The sequence below is a fragment of the Algibacter sp. TI.3.09 genome (assembly GCF_038154905.1).
Lineage (GTDB): Bacteria > Bacteroidota > Bacteroidia > Flavobacteriales > Flavobacteriaceae > Algibacter.
Genome location: NZ_JBAKAN010000004.1, coordinates 238,385 through 265,326, shown reverse-complemented (window position 1 = coordinate 265,326; position 26,942 = coordinate 238,385). Strand labels below are relative to the sequence as shown.

Below are 26,942 nucleotides of genomic sequence, written 5' to 3'. Positions count from 1 at the left end.
TAAAAGTTTTAACTTAATTAACCAATTTTAGGATCAACAGCGATACTTGGGCTCATTGTAGAAGACATAAATATGCTCTTTACATAAACACCTTTAGAAGCTGTTGGTTTTAGTTTCATTAAAGTTGTTAATAATTCATTTGCATTACCTGCAATTTTATCGGCACTAAAAGATGCTTTACCAATAGCAGCGTGTACAATACCAGTTTTATCAACTTTAAAGTCAATTTTACCAGCTTTCACTTCTGTTACAGCTTTTGCTACATCCATAGTTACTGTACCTGTTTTTGGGTTAGGCATTAAACCACGTGGACCTAATACACGTCCTAAAGGACCTAACTTACCCATAACACTTGGCATAGTGATAATTACATCAACGTCTGTCCAACCGCTCTTGATTTTATCAAGATACTCATCTAAACCTACGTAATCAGCTCCAGCTTCTTTTGCTTCGGCTTCTTTATCTGGTGTTACTAATGCTAATACTTTTACATCTTTACCAGTACCATGAGGAAGTGAAACAACACCTCTCACCATCTGGTTAGCTTTACGTGGATCTACTCCTAAACGTACTGCTAAGTCAATTGACGCATCAAATTTCATGTTAGAAATATCTTTCACTAAGGCTGATGCTTCAGTAAGAGAATATACTTTTCCTTTTTCAATTTTCGCTAAAGCGTCTTTTTGCTTTTTTGTTAATCTTGCCATTTTCTAATGTCTTTAATAGATTAATTAGGGAATTGCCCTGTTACAGTTATTCCCATTGATCTTGCAGTTCCAGCTATCATTTTCATTGCAGACTCGATAGTAAATGCATTTAAATCTACCATTTTATCTTCAGCGATAGTTTTAACCTGATCCCAAGATACTTTAGCTACTTTTTTACGGTTTGGCTCTCCAGAACCCTTCTTCAACTTAGCTGCTTCCATTAACTGGACTGCTGCTGGAGGAGTTTTAATTACAAAATCAAACGATTTGTCCTTATAAACAGATATAACAACTGGTAATACTTTACCAGCTTTATCTTGGGTTCTAGCATTGAATTGCTTACAGAACTCCATGATGTTAACACCAGCGGCTCCTAAAGCGGGTCCAACCGGTGGCGACGGATTCGCAGCACCTCCCCGAACTTGTAACTTAACTACTTTACTTAATTCTTTTGCCATTTTTAATAATTTAATTCGAAAAAACCTCTCTTTTGGAAGCGAGACGTTTAATCTATCTTAATGTAACACTATTATACTTTTTCAACTTGCATATAGCTTAATTCTAATGGTGTTTTTCTTCCGAAGATTTTCACCATTACTTCAAGCTTACGCTTTTCTTCATTTATGTTTTCGATAGTTCCATCAAAACCATTAAAAGGACCATCAATTACTTTAACAGTTTCTCCTTTTGTATATGGTATTGCTACAATAGAACTTTCTTCAACAGCCAACTCATCAACCTTACCTAACATTCTGTTTACTTCAGACTGTCTCAATGGCACAGGATCTCCACCTTTTGTTTCACCTAAAAATCCAATAACATTTGTTACTGAACGAATAATATGAGGAACTTCACCTGTTAAATTTGCTTGTACCATAATATATCCTGGGAAGAATACTTTTTCTTTATGGATTTTTTTTCCGTTACGGATTTGGATAACGCGTTCTGTAGGTACTAATACTTGGTCTACATAATCAGTAAGACCTAAACGAGCAATTTCATTCTCGATATATGTCTTAATTTTGTTCTCCTGACCACTTACAGCACGAACTACGTACCATTTTTTTTCACTTACTTCAGACATAATTTTTTTTTATTTAATTAGATCAAAGTAAAATGATATAACATTACTAAATACTGTATCTACTCCCCATATTGCAAGAGAGAATATAATTGAAAACACAGCAACCAAAATAGTTAAACTTTGAGCTTCTGCCCATGTTGGCCAACTTACATTGTTTTTAAGTTCTCCAAATGATTCTTTTATATAATTTACAAATCCAGCCATTTTTACTTTTTTTTACAACATCTAAAAGATGCTTAGTGTAAACACTTCATTGAGATTTATTAATCTCTGATATTTTGCACGGGCGGAGAGACTCGAACTCCCGACACCTGGTTTTGGAGACCAGTGCTCTACCAACTGAGCTACGCCCGTAAATAAAGTCAAGGTATTCCAAAAAGGAATACCTTAACTTTTTTATATGCTTTGGACTATATTAGTCTAAAATTTCAGTTACCTGACCAGCACCAACTGTTCTACCACCTTCACGAATTGCGAAACGTAAACCTACAGTCATTGCAATTGTTTGAATTAATTCAACAGTAATAGTTAAGTTGTCTCCTGGCATAACCATTTCAACACCATCAGGAAGCGCAATGTTTCCAGTTACATCAGTTGTACGTACGTAGAACTGTGGACGGTAGTTGTTGTGGAATGGAGTGTGACGCCCACCTTCTTCTTTCTTAAGGATGTAAACCTCAGCTTTAAATTTAGCGTGTGGTGTTACAGAACCTGGCTTAACAATAACCATACCTCTAGAGATTTGAGATTTCTCAATACCTCTTAATAAGATACCAGCATTATCACCAGCTTCACCTCTATCTAATATTTGACGGAACATTTCGATACCTGTGATAGTAGATGTTAATTTCTCAGCACCCATACCAATAATTTCTACAGGATCTCCAGTATTTGCAATACCAGTTTCAATACGACCAGTTGCAACAGTACCACGACCAGTAATAGAGAATACATCCTCGATAGGCATTAAGAAAGGTTTATCAACCTCACGTAATGGCTCTTCGATCCAATCGTCACAAGCTTGCATTAATTCTAATACTGTATCAACCCACTTTTGTTCACCGTTAAGTGCACCTAAAGCAGAACCAGCGATTACAGGTCCGTTATCTCCATCGTACTCATAGAAAGATAATAAATCTCTAACTTCCATGTCTACTAATTCGATTAATTCTTCATCATCAACCATATCCACTTTGTTCATGAATACAACGATACGAGGAATACCTACCTGACGTCCTAATAAGATGTGCTCACGAGTTTGTGGCATTGGACCATCTGTAGCCGCAACTACTAAGATAGCACCATCCATTTGTGCAGCACCAGTTACCATGTTCTTTACGTAATCCGCGTGACCTGGACAGTCAACGTGAGCGTAATGACGGTTTAATGTTGCATACTCTACGTGAGATGTATTAATTGTTATACCTCTTTCTTTTTCTTCAGGAGCATTATCAATTTGATCAAATGATCTTGCTTCAGAATAACCTGCATCAGCTAATACTTTAGTAATAGCAGCAGTTAAAGTTGTTTTACCGTGATCTACGTGTCCAATTGTACCAATGTTTAAGTGTGGTTTTGAACGATCAAAAGTTGCCTTTGCCATGTTTTTAAAATGATTTTAATCTTTGTTATATAATAATATTAGTGTATTCTAATTTTTTCTTTAGAGCCAATGACGAGAATTGAACTCGTGACCTCTTCCTTACCAAGGAAACGCTCTACCCCTGAGCTACACCGGCGTAAAGTTTTTATTCCCTATTCTTTCAATCTATCTTAAAAAAAGATTTTTTAAAAGAAGAGATTCCTGATTTCGCAGGAACTTTGAGCGAGAGACCGGGTTCGAACCGGCGACATTCAGCTTGGAAGGCTGACGCTCTACCAACTGAGCTACTCTCGCATTAATTAAAAATTTTAAATCTACATTTAGAATTTCCACAAAAGTAGAATTCTTTTTTATAGATACAAAAATCTTTAAAGGGTATTATCAATATTTCAATAAACTTTTTAGATTAATCGCTTAATCCTTAAAAATTGTGGGGAGAGCAGGATTCGAACCTGCGAAGACGTAGTCAGCAGATTTACAGTCTGCCCTCGTTGGCCGCTTGAGTATCTCCCCTAAATTCAATATTTCAATCTAAAACTCTTATTTCTAAATAATTAGAATTCAAATTTTAAAAGAGCCGATGGAGGGACTCGAACCCACGACCTGCTGATTACAAATCAGCTGCTCTAGCCAGCTGAGCTACATCGGCTTTTTTCTTTTTTTACGCATAAAAAAAGTCCGCTATTTCTAACGGACTGCAAATGTATAGATTTATTTAAATATTCAAAACATTTTTTCAATAAATTTTACATAGAATTTCAAACTATTTTCAAATTCTATTAAAAACTATGTGTTTTAGATTCATTTCTTCTCTTCTTGAAACGCGATTACTTTAGTAATAACGGGGTATCCCATTCTTTTTTCACCAAAACAAAGCTGTTTCTATAAAATCGTTCTAAATATTATAAATGTGCTCTTAATTTTTCTTTTCGTTTTTTTAATTGGCGCTCTAATGATGCTATGGCCATATCTGCACCTTCCTCAAAACTTTTACACTGTTTTTTTACAACAAAACTATCGCCTGGTACACTTACACGTGCTTCAAATACTTTATTTTCTTTATCACTGGTGTTTTCTAACTTTAAAAAAACATCCGATTTAATTACCTTATCATAAAACAAATCTAATTTGTCCATTCGTTTTTGGATAAAATCTATTAATTTTTGATCTGCGTTAAAATTTACGGATTGGGTGTTTACTTTCATACTTGTGTTTTTTTGGTTAAACAATTATTAAAGTTGAAATTAAAAACTTCAGCTTAGTTTACTTTATTTTTTACTTCTAGGGTGCGCATTAACATGCACCTTTTTTAATTCGGCTATACTATTATGTGTATAAACTTGTGTTGCCGCTAAACTTGAATGACCAAGAAGCTCTTTAACAGCATTTAAGTCTGCACCTTGGTTTAACAAATGTGTTGCAAAAGAATGCCTTAGTATATGTGGGCTCTTTTTAACCTTTGAAGATGCTAAACTAAAATACTCATTAATTACTCTGTAAACAAGTGTTTCATATATTTTAACACCTTTTTGGGTTAAAAACAATCTATCGGAATCTACAAGTACTTCCAATTCATTTCGGGCCTTTAAATAGCTTTTACAGGTTTCAATAACCGATGGTAATAATGGTATAATACGCTCCTTATTTCGCTTCCCTTTAACCTTAAGTGTTTTATTACTGATATCAAATCGAGAGAGTTCTAGCTCTACTAATTCTATTCTACGAATGCCTGTTGAATAAAACAGCTCTATAATGAGTTTATTACGCAAGCTCTCGAAGTCGGTGCCGAAATTCAATTCGTTTAACACGTTTGCTACTTCGATTTCAGAAAATGGCACTTGTATTTTTTTACTTGTTTTTAGAGCGCGATGTTTTGCTAATGGGTTTAATTGAAGATCTCCTACTTTTAAAAGAAATTTATAATAGGTATTTAATGATGAAATTTTTCGGTTTATACTTCTATTGGAAATACCGCTTTCTACCAACGAAACAATCCAACTACGAATTTGTGAATAGTTTACATTTGTGATAGAATCATCATCAAATTCTTTTTCTATATATTTTAAAAAGGCTTTTAAATCTGCTTGATATGCATTTACAGTCAATACCGAATAGTTTTTTTCCAGTAGGAGATAATCGGTAAAAGATTGAAAAGACATGTATTTGGGGTATGATTTGTTTTTAAATATACAATGTTTTTTCATTATTATGAAGTGAGGCAGCAATAAAAAAGTAAGAATTTTAAAACAAAAAGACGTACATTACACTTAACATACTGACGTAATGAAACTTTTGTAAACAAAAAAATCCCGCAAGTTGCGGGATTTAATATTATAAAGGGCAGAAATTATACTTCTTCTGCGTCTCTTAATCCTTGAATGTATTGAGCTTTTTGAACCTGAGCTCTACGTACAATAGAAGGTTTGTTAAATTGCTTGCGCGTGTTTAACTGGTTTTTTACCGTTGTTTTTACAAACTTTCGTTTGTAACGCTTTAACGCTCTATCTATATTTTCTCCTTCTTTAACTGGTATTATTAACATAGTGTCTTAACCTCCTCTCTTTTAGAATTTTCAGGGTGCAAATATATAATAATTTCTAAATAATAATTAAAATTTAAAATATTTTTTTTTGAATTGTACTATACGGATTAAGGATACTCGATTTTTAATACTGAAAAAAGCAGGTTTACCTGCAAAAACGATTGATGCGGCATCCTTTTTTGTGCTTTACCTAAACACAAATAGATGTAAAAAATTAAGATTTACACCTGCTTTTATAATAACACCGAACCCTATTAAGCTCAAAACAGATATAGCGGAAAGCGTGTTTGCGCCTAAGCACTATTCTATTTTAATAAAAAACTACACCTTAAATTAAACTTTATCTAAATGAAAAGCACAAATTATAATAGGTGCAATTTGCCCAAACAAATTATGTTGCTTCTTTATATTCTTTTTTGTCGATGATAATTTTAGCTAGAATTTCTCGCAAAATTTCTGATGTTCCACCACCAATTGGCCCTAAACGACTATCGCGTAAGAGTCTTGCCATTGGGTAATCTTCCATGTAGCCGTAGCCACCCAGAAATTGCAGACATTGATAAATAACCTCGTCGGCCATTTTAGTAGACCTTAGCTTAGACATGGTAGCTTCTTTCACCACATACTCCCCTTTATTTAATCGATATGCTACGGCGTAGTTAAATGTTTTACACATTTCCATATCGGTATATAAATCGGCAATGGTATGGCGTAAGGCTTGGAATTTATCGATAGTACGGCCGAAGGCTTGACGCTCGCTCATATACTTTAAAGCATATTCTAGCGCAAATTCTGCTCGTGCATGGCCATTAATCCCCATAATTAAACGCTCTAGTGCAAAATGCTGCATAATATATGCAAAACCTTTATCTTCTTCGCCTAATATTTGATTTGCTGGGATTTCAACATTATCAAAAGCTATTTCTCCCGTATCGGATGCTCTCCATCCTAGTTTGTTAAGTTTAGTTGCCGATAAACCTTTGGTTTCACGATCTACAACAAATATACTAATGCCTTTATTACCTAATTCTGGACTTGTTTTTGCCGCAACTACTAAGTAATCGCTTAAAACGCCATTTGTAATAAATGTTTTTGACCCATTGATAATATATTTATCACCTTTTTTAACAGCAGTGGTGCGCATACCTGCAACATCACTTCCGCCGAAAGGCTCACTAATACACAAACATCCTATTTTATCTCCAGTAATACTTGGTACTAAATATTTCTGTTTTATTGCCTCGTCGCCTTCTGCATTTAAATGCGTCATGGCTAAATAAGTATGCGCCCAAATAGCAGCGGCAAAACCACCTGAATTTATTTTTTGAAGTTCTTCGAGCAGAATTACAGTATAGAATAAATCTAAATCTAAACCACCATAAGTTTCAGGATATTTAATTCCGAAGAATCCCATATCACCAAATTTTTTCCAAATAAAACGATCTATTAGACCCGTTTGCTCCCACTTTTCAATATGTGGAACAACTTCTTTTTGTAAAAAATCTTGAAGACTTTTCCTAAAAAGTTGGTGCTCTTCTGTGAAGTACATGCTATTCATTAGTTTGTGTTGTCAATTCGCAAATATAATTCAATTATCTCGATTTTATTTACTGGAAAGTCTTTTACTTTTAGTAATTCTGAAAAGGATTTAAATCCCTCTCGTAAACTACGCTGCTCGATGATATGGTGCGCCAAATCGTAATCAATATGTTGTATGGTAACCAATTGATCTACGGATGCCGTGTTTAAATTTATTTTATTAATATGTCGCGGTGTTTTAACCGTGAAATCTAATTGTATTTTCTGAATAACTTCTGGCGTTAGGCCATAAACATCTTGCAATTGCACATCGGCTATAAAACCGCCTTTAAATTTATTTCTGAATTTAATAATTCGTTTTGAAAACGCTTCTCCAATACCATTCACTTTTTGAAGCTGTTTGGCCGTGGCCGTATTCAAATCTTGTTTTTGAGCAAAGGTTTTGGGTTTGGTTTTATATGAATTGCTATAGGATGATTTAAAGGTTTTAGGATTAGTTACCCATTCTGGGAATTTAAAATACGGAGATATTTTGTTTAATAAAGAATCTGATACTTGGGTAACTTCTTGAAATTGTTTAGATGAGTTTATCCACTGGTCTTGTTTTCTAAAATTAAGAAGCCTGTCTATTTCCCGATTACTCATACCTAAAGTAGCGCCTTTGTAATCTGTAATAAAATTAGGATTGAAAGGGAATATTTTTGGTTTACGGGCTTCTAACTCTATAGCTTTAAGTGAATCTATTTCTTTAGTGAATTTTGCTAACTCGTCATCCTTGGTTTGAATGTCTTCTCCCGAAAAATCAACAAAAAAGTAAACACATTGTAATGCAATTATGAGTATAGACAATAAAAAAATCCCATGCCGTTGGTTTTTAGAAAACGTGACATGGGATTTCATATATAAAAGTTTTAAATTTTAGTTTTCTAACGCGTCCTTTTTAAGTTTTATAGCTCCTAAATATCTATTTAATTGTTTTTTAACAACTGGGAATAAGAAGTAAAGACCAATCATATTAGGGAATACCATTGCAAATATCATAGCATCTGAGAAATCCCAAATAGATTTCATACTAGCAGCAGCTCCAATAATTACGAAAGTTAAAAATAATATTTTATAAGTTAAATCTGCAGCTTTACCTCTTCCGAATAAAAACTTCCAAGATTGCAAACCGTAATACGACCAAGAGATCATAGTTGAAACCGCAAACAGCACCACTGCAATAGTTAAAAACACATTAGAATAAGGAATATACTCTGCAAAGGCTTTTGCAGTAATACCTGCTCCTTCATAAGATTCGCCATTGATAATCGCAACACCTTGTCCTGTAACATCTCCATACTCAAAGAATCCACCAAAGTTAAAAATGATAATAACTAAAGCCGTCATAGTACAAATTACAACCGTATCAATAAATGGCTCTAATAAGGCTACTAAACCTTCACTAGCAGAATATTTTGTTCTTACTGCTGAATGCGCAATAGATGCAGATCCTGCTCCTGCTTCGTTTGAAAAGGCAGCACGCTTGAAACCTACTAATAAAACACCTATAAATCCACCAACACCAATTGCTGTTGGGTTAAATGCTTCTTCTAAAATTAAACCTACAGCATCATCAATAAGTGTGAAATTACTTAAAATGATGTATAAACAACATATAATATATAATAACGCCATAAATGGCACTACTTTTTCTGTAACAGATGCAATACGTTTAATACCTCCAATAATAATGATACCTACAGTAAAAGCTAATATAACTCCAATCCAGAATCCAGCTCCAGTACTTTCTAATCCTAATAAATCTTTTATTACAATTGTAGCTTGGTTGGATTGCGCAGCATTACCACCACCAAAAGAACCTCCAATACAAAAGATTGCAAATACAACAGCTGCTACTTTTCCAAGTTTAGCAAAACCGCGTTCCTTTAAACCTTTCTTTAAATAATACATTGGGCCTCCGTAAACCGTACCATCTTCACCAACATCTCTATAATGTACACCTAAAGTACATTCAACAAATTTTGTTGACATCCCTAGTAATCCACAAATAATCATCCAAAAGGTTGCTCCCGGACCACCAAGTGCAATCGCTAAAGCTACACCTGCAATATTACCATTACCAACAGTACCTGATACTGCAGTTGCCAATGCTTGAAAGTGACTTACTTCACCTTCGCTACTTTCATCTCTAATGGTATCAACAATATCACCATCTACGGCTAAATCATTCTCAACACTAACAAGATGCTCTTCTATATCATCTATTGTATTGATGTCTATTCCTTGAGCAACACCACCTTCACCATAAAGTTCTTTAGCGCCATGCTTTTCAATATCTTCATATTTACCTCTTACCGTTTTAATGGCCTTACCAAAATATCTAATGTTTGGAAAACCGAAATAAATAGTAAAAAACAATGCACTTACTACTAAAAGAATTAAAACAAATGGAGTGCCGAATACTTGAAAGAAGATAACGTTCGAGAAAAAATCTGAAATCGGTTTAAACGCCTGGTCTATTTGCTGATCTATACCTAACTCGGCTGTCTCTTGCGCAAATGTTAAAAAAGGTGCTATTAATGTAAAAATTGAAAGAAGATATTTCTTCATAAGATATTATGTTGGTTAATTAAATTTCAAAAAACTAGCTCATTCTCTTATAGAATGACACAAAAAAGTAGCAAGATGCTAAAAAAAAACGGTATTTTAAAAAAAATACCGCTAAAATCGTATGATTACTGCTCTATATTATACTCTGTATTTAATGCTTCAATTTGTTCTGGACGTCCCAAAACAATAATTTTAGAATTTTTAGCCAGTTCTAATTCTGCTTCTGGGTTAACAATATATTCTCCGTTTTCATCTTTATAACCAATTACGGTACAACCCGTTTTTCGGCGTAAATCTAAATCGCGAATGGTTTTAACTATATTATTACTATGTAATTTTTCTACAGCTACTTCTTCTATATTTATATTCGATTTACCGACAATAGATAAGTTATCAATAAACTCCATAAGTCCTGGAACCACAACTAAAGATGCCATATGATCTCCACCAATTTTATCTGGTAAAATAACATTATTAGCTCCTGCAAACTTCAGCTTACTATAAGACGACTCTTGAGATGCACGACTTATTATATTAATTTTCGGGTTAATTTGTCTAGCTGAAAGCACTACAAATAGATTATCAGCATCACTTGGTAAAGCAGATATAAAACAACTGGCTCGATCTACACCAGCCTGCACAAGCGTTTCATCTTCATTAGCGTTACCTATTACATAAGGTGCACCGTCTAACTCCAACTTCTCAATCATCTCTTTGTTCTTCTCAACAATAACATAAGATCGGTTGTGCGCAGCCAATTTTACAGCCGCCTGCTTTCCATTCCTTCCATAACCGCAAATAATAACATGATTGGCGAACGTATCAATTTTCTTTTGCATCTTTTTCTGTTTTAATTCTTCAATGTGGTCTTTGCTTAAAATGTACTCGGTAATAGTAGATAAAGCATAACCAACAATTACAATGCTAGTTAATATTAAAAAAATAGTAAATATTTTGGAATTATTATCCAATGGTACAACCTCTCCAAAACCAACAGTGGTTACGGTAATAACCGTCATGTAAAGTGCATCGATAGCGGTATAATTCGATATCATCATGTAGCCAAACACGCCAACGAGTAGAATAAGAACCAGCAAAAATATGGCTGTATATATTTTAGTTCTAAAAATTCTTATTAATGGATTCATAAGTTATAGGTCGAAAACCGAAGAGCGTTTTGTGTAAATTAAATCTTTTATACGCATCCAAAAAGCAAGAAATAAATACAAAGCAAAGCCAAAACCAACCGTTACAAACGTTACATACATAAAAGAAGTACGCACCACTTTAGCGCGAATACCAAAACGATCGGCAATACGTTGACACACGTAATAACCATGCTTCTGAAAAAACAATAAGGGTTTATAGATATTGTTCATGCTTGCAATTTAAGGATTCCTTTTTTTGTTTAAAAGCTATTAGGTTGAAATATTTAACGCTTTCTTAATATTAATAACAATACCCTGTCAAATATTGAAATCCTTAGAAAAACAATAACTATTTAATTAAAAGTGAATTTCCAACGGCACATTGTAAACATTTATTTTTATCGCAATACTCTGTTTTTAATTGAATAAGCGATTGTGACTGAAAGGCCGATTTAGACATTTTTTTCAGTTTATTAAAAGCATCGATAATACTATTTTTTTCTGAATTGATTTCTGAAGCTATCTTTAAAATAGAGCCATCTATATCTTGTCCTTTTTGTTTAGCGTAACAGAATTTTAAAGGAAGAATAGTGTTTATCAATAGTAAATCTGTGAAAGCCTTTGTAATAACTTTGGTTGAAGGTTTAGATGATTTTTGAAAAGTATAATGTGTTTTCCAAAACTCGGAAGTTGAAACATTAAACAGCTTGTAAAAATCTTCGAGCTTATCTATTTCTATCACTTTAGAGAATAAATTTTGATGCTCGTGATATAAATTTGCTAATTGAGATAACCGTATGGTTGGAAAATTTGGCGGTCGTAATCTAAAAAATTGTAACGGTAATACTTGATTTTCTTTAAGCTGAAACTTCTGTTTTAAAAAACTGTATTCTTTTGATAAACTTATAAAGTAAGCATCTTCCACAGATTCTGACAATAAATTAGCTTGTCCAAACAGTAAGGCTTCTAAACTTTGCAAATTAGATTGCGATTTTCTAACCACCGAAAAATCGACCGATTGCGCTAAACTTAAAAAAGCATCTCCGTTTACTTTTAGCCCAAAGTTTTTGGCAAGCATTTTAAAAAGTACGGCTTCCCAATCGTTTTTAGATTCTTGCAAAAGCAACTCAATAGCTCCTGCTTTTCGTTCTAGTCTTTCAAAATACAAGCGCTCTAGCCAATTGGTTAAAACAAAATCGTCGGTATTTGCAAAATCGTTTTCACAATTAATCCATGTGTTTTGTTTTGCAAAAAGCTTTTTATAATTGTTTAAAAGCGTAAAATCGATATAATCACGCAAAACTAATGTTGGAATAGGCGTATTATCTTTTCTAAAAATCTCGGTATCATGTTCCCAAACTACATGTAGAATAACACCATCGTAAGCTGGGTCTTGTTCGTGATTGTGCAAATACCAATCGGATGATTTTATATGAATTTCCACATTACCCGCCCAAAGTTGTTCGCCAATAGTAAGTTTTGCATTAAAAAAGTCGGGGCCAGAATTAAAGTTATGTTGCCCTACAGAAGTAATAGTTATAGCTTGATTTGCTTCTGTTTTTAAACTTTGAGTTTGAAATTTCTTGAATTTCCAGATGTAGTGTAGAAAATCTTCTTGCATTTTTTAAAGATAGAATACCAGTTTAAAATTTCCAAATGAAATTAAAAATTGAATTCTATTAAAGTAAAACACAGCGAGGTAATAATCTTGAGGATTAATTAAATTACTAACTTTGCAACCTAGTATAAAACTACATTATGGAACAACTTACGCTTACTACTCCTGCTCTTTTATTTTCGGCTATTTCCTTAATTATGTTAGCATATACCAATAGGTTTTTAGCTTACGCTGCAACTATTAGAAACTTGCACGATAAGTATACTGAGAAAAAAGATAGTGTGTTGATGGCACAAATACAGAATATAAAAAAGCGTTTGTATTTAACGCGAAGTATGCAAATTTTCGGCATTTCGAGTTTACTATTATGTGTGGTGACTATGTTTTTAATCTACATTCAGCAAAATGCAATTGCTGTTTGGGTGTTTGGCTTGGCGCTTCTTTTGTTAATCGCTTCGTTATCGCTTTTAATTATTGAAATTCAAATTTCAGTTAAGGCTTTAGAGCACCATATTAGTGATATTGAAAATAATAAGTAACACTAGCAGGGTTACAAAACCTAATAATAGACAAAACCTTAGCTGATGATGCGCTAGGGATTGAACGGCCTGTTTGAGCTCCCCGTCCTTAGGAGGGAGCGAGTAGTGAAAGCCCGACCCTTGCGGTAGCGCCCGAAAAGTTAAATTTTATTGGAATCGAATGGCTTTTACTGGCGATATTTTCGTGATAATATACGATGGTATTAAAAGCATGAGTAAACATAAAATAAGCGTACCAATATTAAGAGCAACTATATAACTTAAACTTATATATACTGGAGCTTCGGAAACGTAATACACACTTGGATCTAGCGGAAACAGTTTAAAATATTTTTGTGCAAACAGCAGCCCTAAACCGAGTAAATTACCCCAGAATAAACCAAGTAAAATAAGGTAAGATGCATTGTATAAAAAAAGTTTACGGATGCTCCAATTGTTACTTCCTAGGGCTTTTAAAATCCCTATCATTTGTGAGCGCTCGAGTATTAAAACAAGTAGCGCAGTAATCATGTTTATACCTGCCACGAGAATCATGATCCCGATAATGCCGTAAATATTTTTATCGAATATTTTTATCCACTCAAAAATGGAACTATACTTATTACTTACCGTGATGGTATTGAATGTAGATGGTGTATTTTGATAAATTTCGATTCCTTTTCGATCGAGTTGCGAATAATCGGAAATAAAAACTTCGAAGTTCCCTATTTGATCTTCTTCCCAATTATTAATACGTTGTATGTGGCGAATGTTCCCTATTAAGTATTGCTGATCTAATTCTTGAAAACCGGAATTATAAATACCCACAATATTGAATGTTATAATATTTGGTGCTTTTTCGGTATCGTTTTTTGCGAAAACCATTTGAAACTTTTCGCCTACTTTAAATCCTAATCTATCGGCTAAGTATTGTGAGATTAAAACCTCTTCGCTCCATTTTTTGGTAAAACTTGGTAGTTTGCCTTCTATAAGAAATTCTTGAAAGTAGCTCCAATCGAAATCTTGACCGACACCTTTAAACACGGCACCTTCAAAATCTGTTTCTGTTCTAATGATTCCGAATTTTGTTGCTACGGCTTGTACGTGTTTTATACCATCAACCTCTTTAAACTCTGGATAAAACTCCTGATTTTTAGAGATTGGCACGATACTTTCTTGAGAGTTGTTACTATCGAAATTACTAATGGTAACATGGCCATTGAAAGCAACCACTTTGTCACGAATTTTTTGTTGTAAACCAATACCTGTGGCAATCGCAATCATCATGACCACAATACCAATAGCAATAGCGGCAATACCAATTTTTATTATTGGTGCCGATACACTACTTTTATACGCTTTACTACCAATAATGCGTTTGGCTAAAAAAAACTCGTAATTCAAAATTTATTATGCTATTAAATGTTTTCAAAAATACTGTTTTATTATTTGTTTTAGTAATGATTTCTTGTGGGAATGTCACGAAATCGAAGTCGGAAAACTTATCGCTTTTAGATAAGGAGAGCCCAAAACAAATTGAAACAGAAAAAAACATCACTGTTGGTGCCAACCAAACGGCTCTTTATTTACCTATACTAAAAGGCAAACGTGTTGGTATTGTTGCCAACCAAACTAGTGTTATTTTTAAAGGAGAAACCAATACACATTTAGTAGATTCCCTACTTGCCTTAAACGTTGATATTAAAACGGTTTTTGCACCAGAACATGGCTTTAGAGGTACGGCAGATGCCGGAGAAGTTATTAAAGATGGTGTAGATATAAAAACCAACTTGCCTATAGTTTCCCTTTACGGAAAAAACAAAAAACCTTCGGTAGAGCAATTGAAAAATTTAGACTTAGTTGTTTTTGACATTCAAGATGTTGGTGCTCGTTTTTACACTTATATTTCGAGTTTACATTATGTAATGGAAGCTTGTGCCGAGCAGAATATTACTGTTTTAATTCTAGATAGACCAAACCCTAACGGGCATTATTTTGATGGCCCTGTTTTAGAAACAGCTCATAAAAGTTTCGTGGGCATGCACCCTATACCAACTGTGCATGGCATGACGATTGGAGAATATGCAAAAATGATTAACGGTGAAAAATGGCTAAACCAAGGTATCACTTGTGATTTACAGGTTATTCCTGTGGAAAACTATAACCATAACCTAGAATATAGCTTACCTATAAAACCTAGCCCGAATTTACCAAACGACAAATCGATAAACCTTTACCCTAGCCTTTGCTTTTTTGAAGGCACAAACGTAAGTGCTGGTCGTGGAACGGAAACGCAATTTCAGATTTTTGGGAGTCCGTTTTTAAATAAAACTCAGTTTCCTTTTCAGTTTACACCGCAACCCAATCATGGTGCTAAGCATCCAAAATATGAAAATAAATTATGTTATGGTGAAAACTTAACCGAAGCCGAAAACCTAAATACTCTTAATTTAAATTGGCTGATAAAAGCTTACAACAACACCGGAAATAAAACAGAATTCTTCAATTCGTTTTTCACGAAACTAGCCGGAACAAAAAAATTACAACAACAAATTGAATCTGGATTAAGCGCTAATCAAATTAAAGCAACTTGGAAAACAGGCTTAGATGCCTTTGCTAAAACACGTTCGAAGTATTTAATGTATGAGTAAAATTTAAACGTATTGTTTTAAAACAGTAATGAGTCTGTCTGGGTAATCTGTTATAATTCCGTTTACATTATAGTCTATCATGAGCTTTATATCCTGTTCGGTGTTAACCGTCCATGGTATCACTTTAAAACCTCTAATTTTTAAATCACTAACTATTTCTTTATTTAGCAACTTGTAATACGGGCTTATAATAGCTGGTGAATAACTCATTTTATTGAGTTTCTCTAAAATAATCTCATCATCCTCTACTAAAAGGGCAACCTCCATTTTAGGAGATTGAATTTTTATTTCTTCTAAAATCCGTAAATCGAAACTTTGCAAATTGGTTTCGTTGCAAGCGTTGTTTTCATTTAGAACATCTAAAACTAATGCTACAAATTCTTTAGGCTTTGGAGTAAAAACATCATAATACTCCGGGTCTGATTTTATTTCAATATTGAATTTTATTGATGGATTTATTTTTTTAGTTTCTTTTAAAACTTCAGATAAAGATGGTTTGTATGTTTTTACTTTTTCCTGATTTGGGAATTTAGGATGATATTTAGAACCACAATCAAATTGTTGAATATCATTTAAAGTCATTTGATACAAATTATACTTCTTAGCATATTCATCTAAAATAGCGTCACCTTTAGTGTCTAAACAAATCACAGGATTCATATAAGGTTCATGGCTAACAACAACTATTTTATCTTTAGAAACTGCCACATCCAACTCTAAAGTGTCCACACCTAAATCTAATGCTTTTAAAAATGCCGGCATACTGTTTTCGGGTAACAAACCGCGACAACCACGATGCCCCTGAATATCAATCTTGCAATGTTTCAAAATAAAAAAGTATTAATCTTTATCAGAAATTATAGTTGGTCTTTCGTATTTTTTAAAAGGCTGTTTTAAAAGTTCTTTTATGTTTCCGTTAGCTTTTTCATCTGGAAAAACATCAACGCCATAAATTAACTTCTCACGATCAAAATCCATATAAGTACCTAATAATCTATCCCACACCGAAAATATATTTCCGTAATTAGAGTCCGTATAAGGCAACATATAGTGGTGGTGCACCTTATGCATATCGGGCGACACCAATACATAACTCATTATTTTATCGACACTTTTTGGTAACTTAATATTAGCATGTGTAAACTGCGTAGCCACCAAAGACATCGATTGATACAACATAACAATACCTATTGGAGCTCCAATAACAAAAACACCCAATAGCGTGAACATAAAACGAATAACACTTTCCAAAGGATGGTGTCTATTAGCGGTAGTTGTATCGACTTTATGATCGGAATGATGAACCAAATGCACCATCCATAACATAGGCACTTTATGCTCTACAAAATGCGCTAAATAGGCTCCAAAAAAGTCCATTAGAAATACACCTAGAATAATGTACAACCATAGCGGCATTTCTGGTAACCAGTTTAAAATTCCAAAATCGTTAGCCATCACCCAATCGGCTGAGTTAAGCAGTAAAAAAGCTAAGGCAAAATTAATAACGACTGTAGTTAAAGTAAAAAAGATATTTGGAGCTGCATGCTCCCATTTTTTATAATTGAATTTAAATAATGGTACCGCACCTTCTAAAAGCCAGAAAAAGGCCAAGCCTCCAACTAAAATTATACTACGGTGTGATGATGGTATGGTCTCGAAATAGTTTAGAAATGTTTGCAAGAGTGGTTGTTTTTGTTTTACAATATAGTAAAAAAGTTATTATACCAAGCCTAGTAAAATAACAACCAGACTTCAAAACTAAACCTTAATGCGCTTTTTCATTTCTTCTACAATATTAAATGCAGCTGGACAAATAGCCACGTTTTTTAAAGTAAGATGCGAAATTTGTTGAAACTTACTTCTATCTGTATGTGGAAACTCACGGCACGCTTTTGGACGCACATCGTAAATAGAGCAATAATTATCGGCTCCTAAAAAGGTACACGGCACACTTTGTAAAACATAATCATTCTCATCATCTACACGTAAAAACTGCGATATAAATTGCTGTGTTTTCATTCTAAAATGTTTAGCAATTCTATCTACATCTTTATCAGTAAATAGCGGTCCAGTAGTTTTACAACAGTTGGCGCACTCCAAACAATCGGTACGTTTAAACTCTTGTTCATGCAAATCTTGCATAACGTAATCTAAATTTTTAGGCGGCTTCTTTTTTAGCTTTGTGAAGAATTTTTTATTCTCGTTATGCTTATCTTTGGCCTGCTTTGGAAGATTGTTAATAATGTCTTGCATGGCGCAAAAATAGTATAATTTACGAGATTTATACTTGCGTAGAAATAAAATGAGATTTCCTTTTTTCAAAGGAATAAACAAAGTATTATTTATGAAAGACCTTTTCGGACAAGCCTTATTAGATTACCAAAACGGAAACTATACTGAAGACATTATAACATCAACAAGTATTTCTGATGATGATGCCTTGCCAATTCCTTATCTATTTCGCCAATTCGAAGAGATGCCGAAGCTAGAGCAAAAAGCTTTAAAACTAGCAAAAGGCGACATTTTAGATGTTGGTTGTGGCTCAGGAAGCCATAGTTTGTATTTACAAAAAAACAATAAAAAAGTTAAAGCTATCGACGTTTCTAAAGGCGCCATTGAAGTTGCTAAACTTCGTGGTGTTGTAAATGCTGAAATAAAAAATATTTTAGATGAAACAGAAACGTTTGATACCATTTTATTATTAATGAATGGTACCGGAATTTTTCAAGAATTATCTCAAGTTTCAAAATACTTAACTCAACTGAAAGGGTTGCTTAATTCTGGCGGACAAATTTTAATGGATTCATCGGATATCAAATACATGTATCAAGATGAAGATGGTGGTTATTGGATGGATACTAACTCGAACTACTATGGTGAATTAGATTATTTTCTATCTTATAAAAACGAAGAAGAAATCCCAATGAAATGGTTATATCTAGATTTTGAAACTTTAAAATTGGCTTGTGAAACGGTTGGTCTTAAATGCGAGATTATAAAAGAAGGTGAACATTTTGATTATTTGGCGCAATTGATGCATTTTGAATAGTTATGGTGTTGTTTAACTCAATATTTTAAAGCATATAAGGCTATTCTAACATTGAGCTTTATGTGATTTCTCCTTACGTCGAAATGACTAACGGTTATGCTTCTTTGAATGTTTTTGTCATAGCGACATTAGAACGTATCACAATCGACCCCGTGAACTTTAACATCTGCTTTTTATTCAATAAAAAAAGCTAAAGTTCCAAAAATGAAACCTTAGCTTTTCTAAATATTATAGTTTTAAAACATTTATCGCTTTCGCGGAAACATCAAAAATATGTTTTAAAAATCGAATTTAAATGTTGCACCTGCTAAAAACTGAATAGCTTGAACAGGCGTGTTCTGCCAACGTTCGTAATTATTATTGGCTATATTGTTTGCTTTTGCAAATACTGAAATTTGCTCTGTTACGTGATAACCAACATGCGCGTTAGCATCAAAATAACTATCTAAAGTAATGATTTGAGGTGTTGATGTCGTTAAGAAAAATTGATCTTTACGCTCGCCTGTGTAAAATAAATTAGCTCCTGCAAACCAATTTTGATTAATTTGATAATCTAAAAACATAGATCCTTTTACATCTGGTAAATTCCATGCTTCGGCTTCGGTATCGCTAGAATAACTAAAATATTCGGCTTTTAAACCTAAGTTAAAGTTTCGGTTAATATCAACATTTATTTCACCTGAAACTCCAAAAGTATTAATGTCATCGTAAACAACTCCAAACGAGTTTCCATAGGTATAATCGTCCCCAGAACGTGTAATTTCGTTAGATATAAATAAGGCTCTGTTTTGGCTCGATGCATAACTTCCGTTAACGTTATAACTCATAGTACTAGAAAGTTTTCCTTTTAAACCAACATACGCATTGTATTGTTTATCTGTTGGTGTAATGAATAATGTTGGAGAAACAAATGGGTTTTCGGTAGCAAAATCGTAATAAGAATTTTGCTCTAAATCACCTTGAATACCACCATAAGCAATTACCACATCGCTAACCACTCTATAGGTTGCTGTAATGTTTGGATAGATATAGAAGTTGTTTGATCCGCTTTCTGTATCATTCAAATAATAGGCCGAAACTCCAAGGTTTAATGTTAAATCGTCTCTAATAAGTTGGTAGCTTGGCATAATACCAACCTGAAAATTACCATAATCGATACTTTCTAAACCAGAATATAGGTTACTAAAACCACCACCTAAGTAATCAATTTTTACTTCCGTAGAAATCTCTTCTCCATTAACAGGAACATCTACTTTCCCTTTTGCTATAAAACGATTTTCTCCTGAACTTTGATTATCAGCAAAACGTCTAAACAATACACTTCCAGAGTTAATGTAAGTATCTTCAAAACTAATATCTCCTCCCACATGTGCATTATAAAATGCATGACCAACATTTATATTATCGTCTTGTGCAAAAATCACTTGAGAGTCTGGAACACCATACCAATTGTAGTTTGAATATTGAAAACCTCCTTCTACATTCCAGGCCATATCGCGCATACGACTCGCATAATTCACGTTTATTTTAGAATCTGAAAATCCATCATCAAATTCTACACCTTCGATATTTCCTCCAGAAGAATGATGACTTACATAGCCACCAACACTTTCATTTCGACTTATGGCATGATTTAAATATACTTCACCTAAAATAGTAGTATAACTACCCACACCAAGTGTTGCGTAATTATCAAACAATTTTACTGGTTTTGCTTTTTCTACAACTGCCGCCTTACCTTTTGAAGGTGTAAAGGTTGACGCTACCGGAAAAGAGAAAATATTGTATTTAATTTCTTTTTTAGTTTCGGTAGTCGCATCGTCTAAAGTTGGTGCTTCTTTTACTTTAAACGCATCGGAAATTGATGGCGCGTATGGTTTAACAACGTCTATAACACCTGTATTTAAAGTGTCATTTTGTTTGCTTTGTGCATACCCAAGTGTTGCTATACATGTTGTTGCAACGGTTAATATTCTATTGATGTGCTTACGCATATTTTATAATTTTTATTTCTTAATTAAATTCTAAGATTCAAATTCTAACCTACTTAAAATGGCTTTTGAATAAAACTAATCTTCTGGTAAAATAGATGAATTGGTTTTAGATTCCTCTTTTTTAATTTTGCTTAATTCAGCTTTAGCTTCTGCTACAACATCATCAAATTCTTTAAAATTTGTAATAACACTTTCTAAAATATATGTAGCCTGAAAAGCATCTTTTAGAGCATAAAAATTCTTAGCCATTAGCACTAAACCTTTCGCACTATAATATTTGTAACCCGAGTAGTTTTTAGCTAATTGCTGCACCGTAACATTAGATGCTTCGTGCTTACCTTCCTTGTTTTTAAAATAAGCGTTGTAATATAAAGCCTCGGCAGCAGTTTCGCCTGTAGCTACTTTTTCTACTTGAGTGTATGCCGTTTTTGCTAAATCTTCATTATTTGTTTTAATAGCCGAACGTGCAATTATAACTTGAGCATCTGCTTGAATTTTATTATCGATTTTAGGATTCTTAAGCACTTTTTCAGCATAAGACACGGCTTCGTTATAATTATTCAATTCGTAATTCGCCTTCATTAAATTAGATTGTGCAAACACAACGTTTTGAGGAAAATTTGCTTCACTCTCTAATCTTGTTAAAATAGGCATCGCTTTGTTCCAGTTTTTAGAACTTAAATAAAACTGAGACAATTTCATTAAAGCCTCCTCTGTGTATTCACTTCGAGAAGCATCTACAACATACTTATAATGTGGAGCAGCATTCTCTAACAAATTATTTTTTGTATAAAGTTGTGCCACATAAAAATGTGATTGTAAAGCGTGTAACCCACGTGGAAATTCGTTTAAATATTTATTAAACTGCGTAATGGCCTTATCTGTGTTATTATCTAAATATTGCTTTTCTGCAGCCTCGTAAGTGGCATTATCTAAATCGGCATCGGTAACTTCTACATAGTCTAATTGCTTAACCCAAACCGCATATTCGTTTACACGACCTAAATCGATATAAATTAATCTTGCCGTTGCAACCGCTTGCACAGCTTCTGGAGTACCAGCATAATCGTTTGCTACTTTTTTAAACTTCACTAAAGCTTGCTCGTTTTGACTAGAATTATAATACACCAAACCTTGACGCAACAAACCTTTTGGCACAAACGAACTCATTGGGTACTCGTTTGTCAATCTATCGTAAATTGGCATAGCTTTATCGGTTTCATTTGCTTTTACATATGAATTACCTAGCTCGAACATAGCATCATCACGAAGTTTTGATTTTGGATATTTTGAAATAAAACTTCCTAATTCACTTATTTTTCCTGAAGTATTTCCGGCATAACCAGTACTTATTGCTTTTTGAAAAAAGGCATAATCAGATTCTATTTCATTTAATCTAATGGCATTTTTATAAGCATCTATAGCACTGCTATATTGACTTGAAACAAAATGACCATCACCTAAACGTAAATACGCATCATTCAACCTTACTTTATCATCTTTTTTACTTGAAATAAATTGGTTGAAGTAATTTGTAGCTTGTTCGTAATTTTTAAGCTTGAAGTAAGTGTAAGCTAAATTATAATCTAAGTTTTCAAACTCAGGAGTAGATGTCGCTTCGTTTTGTTGCTGAAATTGTTTAAAACCAATTAAAGCATCATCGTAATTAGTTAAATTATAATCCGTTTCAGCTTTCCAAAATGTTGCTCTAGCTGTAAATCTTTGGTCTTGTTGTTCTTTTAATGAACCATTAAAAAGCGCCGACGCTTCTTTAAATTTATTTTCATTATACAATTCTAAACCACGATAGAACGCTACTTTTTGATAAGCTACCTTGTTTTCGAAACTACGCTTACCTTCTAATAATTTAAGTGCTTCTGTATAATTTTTTGATGTGATATAAGAATCTATTAAAAGCGTTTCCACCTCTTCCTTATAGCTTGTGTTTGGATATTTCTCTAAATAACTTGCCAAAACTTGTGGTGCCGATTGGTATGAGTTTCCAATTTCGTAACTAATTTTAGCATAATTAAGCCAAGCATCTTCCTGAATTTTTAGATCAAAATCCATTTCCGAAGCATTTTTAAAAGCATTTAAAGCTTCTTGCTTTTTTCCTAAATTAATGTAACTTTCACCTAAATGATAATATGCATTTTGAGCAATTGAGTTTTTACCTCCAATAATTTTATTGAATTCAGAGACTGCATTTTCAAAATTACCTTGCTTATAATACGCATAACCTAATTGGTAATAATCCGTATTACTCCACTTCCCTACACGATCTCTTTGTCCTTTTTTTCCTTGATATGCCGTTAAATAAGGAATAGCCTCTGCATAATTTTCTAGGTTGAAATAACTTTCACCAATAATTTTAGAAAGCTCAGACACTTCATCTGCATCACTTTTACTTAATTGAGCTTTGGCTAATTTAATAGCCTCTTCAAACTTACCTAGTTTAAAATGTAAGTCGGCTTGATAGTATGATAATTTTTCTTTGTAACGCTCTTGGTCGTTTACTTGTTCAAAATATTCATTTGCCTTATCGTAATCATCACCTTCATAAGCCATAAAACCAATGTAATATTTGGCCTGCGACCCATACTCTTTAGAGTTTTCTACTTTAGTTAAATACTTTTTGGCATCTTTAAATTGCTTTGTTGTAAAAGCGGTATAACCATTATTGAAGTAAAACTTTTCTTTTTCAGATTTACCTAAAGCATTGACATCTACTTTTTGATACCACTTTTGAGCGTAGGAGTATTTTCCGTTAACGAAATAATAATCGGCCACATCTACAAAAGCTGTATTTCTTTTAGTACTTGTTGGGTAATCTTCTACAAAATTCTCAATAAGTTGATCGGCGTTTTGCTGATTTAATCTTACTGCACAATTGGCTATATAATAGGCACAGTTGGACTGTAAAACATCTTCTTCTGCCGTTTTTTCAACATTAGTAAACAGCGATTTTGCTGCAAGATATTGTTGATTATTATAAAGTGATAATGCTTTTTGATACTCTACCAAATTACTAGTGTAAACAGCTGATTTTTGTGCCATAACCTGACAACTAAAACCAATGATAACCAGTAGTGAAAAAATATTATTTTTAATCATTAACAATTCGTTTTTTAATTTAAAATCAAAGATAATTGAATATTGAATCCATAACGAAATAATCGTGCCATAATTATAATTAGAGGTGTTAAAAATTCAAAAAACATGAGAACAATCTATCTTGAAATTAAAATTAAAGTTCGTTGGTAAAAACGTGTCTCAAATTTTTCGTGCTTAACTTTCAACTTTTCAGTTTTTAATAATACATTTACAGCACTTTAAAAATCTGCTTTTATGTCGAATGCCATTTTAGAATTAAAAAACGCGTCTATTTTTCAGGGAGAAAGTTTAGTGCTTTCTGATGTTAATGTCGAAATTAACAAAGGGGAATTTGTGTATTTAATTGGTAAAACCGGTACCGGAAAAAGTAGTTTCATGAAAACACTTTATGGCGATTTACCACTTACCAAAGGTGAAGGACACATTGTTGACTTCAACTTAAAAACTTTAAAAGAAAAGGAAATTCCGTTTTTACGCCGAAAATTAGGTGTGGTTTTTCAGGATTTTAAATTGCTTCCGGATAGAACTATAAACGACAACTTGATATTTGTTTTAAAAGCTACGGGATGGAAAGTGAAAGCTGAAATGAATACTCGTGTTGAAGAGGTTTTGAATAAAGTAGACATGAAAACTAAAGGATTTAAATATCCGCATGAGCTTTCTGGTGGCGAGCAACAACGTGTTGCTATTGCTCGCGCTTTACTTAATAACCCTGAGCTTATTTTGGCCGATGAGCCTACCGGTAATTTAGATCCGCAAACCAGTATTGAGGTTATGGAAGTTTTACAAGACATTAATAAAAATGGTAACACTATTTTAATGGCAACGCACGATTACGCTTTACTTTTAAAATACCCCAGCAAAACACTTAAATGTGATGAGAATGCGGTTTACGAGGTGGTACAACGTAAGGGTTAATTATGCTATCTATACTGATACCAACATTTAACTATAACATTACTTTACTTGTAGAAACAGTACACCAGCAAATAAAAGCACTGAACGTGCCTTTTGAAATTTTGTGTTACGATGATGGTTCTGTAAATAATGAAATTATTACCGAAAACAAAAAAATAGAGAACCTCGAAAACACAACCTATAAAATTCTAGAAAAAAACATAGGAAGAAGTGCTATACGTAATCTATTAGCAAAAGAAGCAAAATTTGAATGGGTATTATTTTTAGACGCCGATGTTTTACCAAAAAGCGATGATTTTATTGCTTCTTATTTAAAACACATAACTAAAACCTCTCAAGTTATAAATGGCGGCATTTTATATACCGAAGAAAAACCAATGGACTCAGAGTTACTGCGTTGGTTCTATGGGAAAAAACGAGAGGCCCTTTCTACCGATAAAAGAAACAAAAAACCTTATTTAAGCTTTTTAACCTTAAACTTTTTAATAAAAAAAAATGTTTTCAAAACGGTTTCTTTTGATGAGGATATCCCTAATTTAAGGCATGAAGACACCTTGTTTTCATTTCATTTAAAAACAAACAACATTAACGTTAAGCATATACAAAACCCTACTTATCACTTAGGACTAGAGGAAAGCCGTATGTTTTTAAAAAAATCTTTAGAATCTGTAGATGCCATTTACTTGTTTTTAAATCAAGGTTTAATCCCTAATAATTATACATTAATAACCAAAGTGTTTTTTCTATTAAAAAAAGCAAAACTACATTATGCATTAGCGTCTATCTTTACGACTTTTAGATCTAGTTTTGAACGCCATTTACTTTCTAAAAAACCTTCGCTTTACTTATTTGATATATACAGATTAAGCTATCTTTGTTATCTAGACACCAATTAAATGCCGTTTTTTTCTGTAATAATACCATTATACAACAAAGAAGATTTTATTGCAGACACTATAAAAAGTGTTCTCAATCAAACTTTTACAGATTTTGAGATTATTGTTGTTAATGATGGTAGTACAGACGATAGTAAAGCACAGGCACAAATAACTCTCAAAAACTTTAAAAACGCAACACTCTTAAATCAAGAAAACCAAGGCTTATCTGCATCAAGGAATCGCGGAATCTCATCGGCTAAAGGAGAAATTGTAACGTTAATCGATGCTGATGATTTATGGAATACATCATTTTTAGAATGCATTCATGAATTATACTCCGCTTATCCCAAAGCTTCATTTTACGGAACAGATTATCTCGAAAAATATTCCGACACAAATATTCAGGAAACTAAAAAAAATATAGATTACAAACTGAAAAACACTAATATTCTAATTAATGATTTCTTTATAACCAATACATTTCAACATATTGTTTGCCAAAGTAGTATTGCTTTTAAAAAAGAAATATCGAATCATATTTTATTCGACGAAACTATAACTTTGGGAGAAGACATTGACTTTTACTTAAAATGTTTTATCAATTATGACTTAGTATATTCTTATACCCCGCTAGCTATTATAAATTGCAACATCCCTAACCAAATAACAAAAGGAGGTGTAAACAAAAAAACACTTCCAGATTTAGATAAGTATGAAAAAAGCAATCCGAAAAATTTGTCTTTAAAAAAATATCTAGATTTTTACCGATATTTTTATGCTAGCCAGTATAAACTTGAAAAAAACAGAATAAAATTTAAAACTTTAACGAAACAAATTGACTTTAAAAACCTTTCTCTAAGACAAAAAATCCTTTTAAAAAGCCCAAGGCCGTTTTTAATGTTTATTAAGTATTTAAAAAAAATACTTTTAAAATTTAAAATTAGATTAACATCTTTTAGTTAACAT

General features: G+C 33.0%; 26 protein-coding genes and 5 tRNA genes. 6 read left to right on the top strand and 25 right to left on the bottom strand.

What is annotated here, in order from left to right; genetic code table 11:
- Positions 1-17: 17 nt before the first annotated feature.
- From rplA to V6246_RS14445, 19 genes are all read right to left on the bottom strand, one after another.
- Positions 18-707 (bottom strand): 50S ribosomal protein L1, encoded by a 690-nt coding sequence (gene rplA / locus V6246_RS14535; RefSeq protein ID WP_341561152.1) that lies wholly within the window; start codon positions 705-707, stop codon positions 18-20.
- A gap of 20 nt (positions 708-727) precedes the next feature.
- On the bottom strand, positions 728-1,165 hold the full coding sequence (gene rplK, locus V6246_RS14530) for a 50S ribosomal protein L11 (RefSeq protein ID WP_042505915.1): 438 nt from the start codon (positions 1,163-1,165) through the stop codon (positions 728-730).
- 71 nt (positions 1,166-1,236) lie between these two features.
- Positions 1,237-1,791: a transcription termination/antitermination protein NusG gene (gene nusG, locus V6246_RS14525; protein ID WP_341561151.1), complete on the bottom strand. Its 555-nt coding sequence runs from the start codon at positions 1,789-1,791 to the stop codon at positions 1,237-1,239.
- 9 nt (positions 1,792-1,800) lie between these two features.
- Positions 1,801-1,995, bottom strand: coding sequence for a preprotein translocase subunit SecE (gene secE / locus V6246_RS14520; protein ID WP_042499298.1), 195 nt, complete (start codon positions 1,993-1,995; stop codon positions 1,801-1,803).
- Positions 1,996-2,072: 77 nt separating this feature from the next.
- Positions 2,073-2,145 (bottom strand) — tRNA-Trp (locus tag V6246_RS14515).
- A 61-nt stretch (positions 2,146-2,206) separates the two neighbouring features.
- Positions 2,207-3,394, bottom strand: coding sequence for an elongation factor Tu (tuf, locus tag V6246_RS14510; protein ID WP_159018196.1), 1,188 nt, complete (start codon positions 3,392-3,394; stop codon positions 2,207-2,209).
- Between the two features lie 64 nt (positions 3,395-3,458).
- Positions 3,459-3,530 (bottom strand) — tRNA-Thr (locus V6246_RS14505).
- An 85-nt stretch (positions 3,531-3,615) separates the two neighbouring features.
- A tRNA-Gly gene (locus V6246_RS14500) sits at positions 3,616-3,688 on the bottom strand.
- Between the two features lie 137 nt (positions 3,689-3,825).
- Positions 3,826-3,907, bottom strand: a tRNA-Tyr gene (locus V6246_RS14495).
- A gap of 62 nt (positions 3,908-3,969) precedes the next feature.
- Positions 3,970-4,043, bottom strand: a tRNA-Thr gene (locus V6246_RS14490).
- Positions 4,044-4,296: 253 nt separating this feature from the next.
- Positions 4,297-4,599: a ribosome hibernation-promoting factor, HPF/YfiA family gene (gene hpf / locus V6246_RS14485; RefSeq protein WP_042499303.1), complete on the bottom strand. Its 303-nt coding sequence runs from the start codon at positions 4,597-4,599 to the stop codon at positions 4,297-4,299.
- 63 nt (positions 4,600-4,662) lie between these two features.
- A complete protein-coding gene (locus tag V6246_RS14480) occupies positions 4,663-5,553 on the bottom strand; it encodes a tyrosine-type recombinase/integrase (RefSeq protein ID WP_341561149.1) in 891 nt (296 codons plus the stop codon).
- A 188-nt stretch (positions 5,554-5,741) separates the two neighbouring features.
- On the bottom strand, positions 5,742-5,936 hold the full coding sequence (gene rpsU, locus V6246_RS14475) for a 30S ribosomal protein S21 (RefSeq protein WP_042499307.1): 195 nt from the start codon (positions 5,934-5,936) through the stop codon (positions 5,742-5,744).
- Positions 5,937-6,327: 391 nt separating this feature from the next.
- Positions 6,328-7,494 (bottom strand): acyl-CoA dehydrogenase family protein, encoded by a 1,167-nt coding sequence (locus tag V6246_RS14470; RefSeq protein WP_341561147.1) that lies wholly within the window; start codon positions 7,492-7,494, stop codon positions 6,328-6,330.
- Entirely contained in the window at positions 7,494-8,375 is an 882-nt protein-coding gene (locus tag V6246_RS14465; protein ID WP_341561146.1) for a ComEA family DNA-binding protein, read from the bottom strand. The genes V6246_RS14470 and V6246_RS14465 overlap by 1 nt, the downstream gene beginning before the upstream one ends.
- 18 nt (positions 8,376-8,393) lie before the next feature.
- The gene (locus V6246_RS14460) at positions 8,394-10,088 is read right to left on the bottom strand and encodes an alanine/glycine:cation symporter family protein (RefSeq protein WP_341561144.1); all 1,695 of its coding nucleotides are present in this window, start codon (positions 10,086-10,088) and stop codon (positions 8,394-8,396) included.
- Between the two features lie 125 nt (positions 10,089-10,213).
- Positions 10,214-11,236, bottom strand: a complete 1,023-nt coding sequence (locus V6246_RS14455) for a potassium channel family protein (RefSeq protein ID WP_341561142.1) — start codon at positions 11,234-11,236, stop codon at positions 10,214-10,216.
- 3 nt (positions 11,237-11,239) lie between these two features.
- Complete coding sequence (locus tag V6246_RS14450; RefSeq protein WP_042499311.1) at positions 11,240-11,467, bottom strand: PspC domain-containing protein; 228 nt, start codon at positions 11,465-11,467, stop codon at positions 11,240-11,242.
- 118 nt (positions 11,468-11,585) lie between these two features.
- Positions 11,586-12,857, bottom strand: a complete 1,272-nt coding sequence (locus V6246_RS14445) for a DUF2851 family protein (RefSeq protein ID WP_341561140.1) — start codon at positions 12,855-12,857, stop codon at positions 11,586-11,588.
- A gap of 137 nt (positions 12,858-12,994) precedes the next feature.
- On the opposite strand from V6246_RS14445, the gene V6246_RS14440 reads away from it, so the two are divergent.
- On the top strand, positions 12,995-13,393 hold the full coding sequence (locus tag V6246_RS14440) for a DUF2721 domain-containing protein (RefSeq protein ID WP_341561138.1): 399 nt from the start codon (positions 12,995-12,997) through the stop codon (positions 13,391-13,393).
- 147 nt (positions 13,394-13,540) lie between these two features.
- On the opposite strand, the gene V6246_RS14435 is transcribed toward V6246_RS14440, so the two are convergent.
- A complete protein-coding gene (locus tag V6246_RS14435) occupies positions 13,541-14,776 on the bottom strand; it encodes an ABC transporter permease (RefSeq protein WP_341561137.1) in 1,236 nt (411 codons plus the stop codon).
- An 8-nt stretch (positions 14,777-14,784) separates the two neighbouring features.
- Here V6246_RS14435 and V6246_RS14430 point away from each other — a divergent pair, with 8 nt between their 5' ends.
- Positions 14,785-16,023, top strand: coding sequence for an exo-beta-N-acetylmuramidase NamZ family protein (locus tag V6246_RS14430; RefSeq protein ID WP_341561135.1), 1,239 nt, complete (start codon positions 14,785-14,787; stop codon positions 16,021-16,023).
- Positions 16,024-16,026: 3 nt separating this feature from the next.
- Here V6246_RS14430 and V6246_RS14425 read toward each other — a convergent pair whose 3' ends face one another.
- The 3 genes from V6246_RS14425 to V6246_RS14415 all read right to left on the bottom strand — a co-directional run bounded on the left by V6246_RS14425 (position 16,027) and on the right by V6246_RS14415 (position 18,276).
- Positions 16,027-16,851, bottom strand: coding sequence for a glycerophosphodiester phosphodiesterase family protein (locus V6246_RS14425; protein ID WP_341561133.1), 825 nt, complete (start codon positions 16,849-16,851; stop codon positions 16,027-16,029).
- Positions 16,852-16,863: 12 nt separating this feature from the next.
- Positions 16,864-17,703, bottom strand: coding sequence for a sterol desaturase family protein (locus tag V6246_RS14420; RefSeq protein ID WP_341561131.1), 840 nt, complete (start codon positions 17,701-17,703; stop codon positions 16,864-16,866).
- 78 nt (positions 17,704-17,781) lie between these two features.
- Positions 17,782-18,276, bottom strand: a complete 495-nt coding sequence (locus V6246_RS14415; RefSeq protein WP_074939939.1) for a YkgJ family cysteine cluster protein — start codon at positions 18,274-18,276, stop codon at positions 17,782-17,784.
- A gap of 91 nt (positions 18,277-18,367) precedes the next feature.
- On the opposite strand from V6246_RS14415, the gene V6246_RS14410 reads away from it, so the two are divergent.
- Positions 18,368-19,072 carry a class I SAM-dependent methyltransferase gene (locus tag V6246_RS14410; RefSeq protein WP_341561130.1) on the top strand — a complete coding sequence of 235 codons (705 nt, stop codon included), beginning with the start codon at positions 18,368-18,370 and terminating at the stop codon, positions 19,070-19,072.
- A 278-nt stretch (positions 19,073-19,350) separates the two neighbouring features.
- Here V6246_RS14410 and V6246_RS14405 read toward each other — a convergent pair whose 3' ends face one another.
- Together V6246_RS14405 and V6246_RS14400 are read right to left on the bottom strand one after the other, a co-directional pair.
- Complete coding sequence (locus tag V6246_RS14405; protein ID WP_341561128.1) at positions 19,351-21,066, bottom strand: TonB-dependent receptor; 1,716 nt, start codon at positions 21,064-21,066, stop codon at positions 19,351-19,353.
- Positions 21,067-21,141: 75 nt separating this feature from the next.
- Entirely contained in the window at positions 21,142-24,180 is a 3,039-nt protein-coding gene (locus tag V6246_RS14400) for a tetratricopeptide repeat protein (protein ID WP_341561126.1), read from the bottom strand.
- 234 nt (positions 24,181-24,414) lie between these two features.
- Here V6246_RS14400 and V6246_RS14395 point away from each other — a divergent pair, with 234 nt between their 5' ends.
- From V6246_RS14395 to V6246_RS14385, 3 genes are read left to right on the top strand one after another with little or no spacing between them, the layout of a single operon-like run.
- Positions 24,415-25,098 (top strand): cell division ATP-binding protein FtsE, encoded by a 684-nt coding sequence (locus tag V6246_RS14395; RefSeq protein WP_159018211.1) that lies wholly within the window; start codon positions 24,415-24,417, stop codon positions 25,096-25,098.
- 2 nt (positions 25,099-25,100) lie between these two features.
- Entirely contained in the window at positions 25,101-25,994 is an 894-nt protein-coding gene (locus V6246_RS14390; protein WP_341561124.1) for a glycosyltransferase family 2 protein, read from the top strand.
- Positions 25,995-26,939 carry a glycosyltransferase family 2 protein gene (locus tag V6246_RS14385; protein ID WP_341561123.1) on the top strand — a complete coding sequence of 315 codons (945 nt, stop codon included), beginning with the start codon at positions 25,995-25,997 and terminating at the stop codon, positions 26,937-26,939.
- Positions 26,940-26,942: the final 3 nt, after the last annotated feature.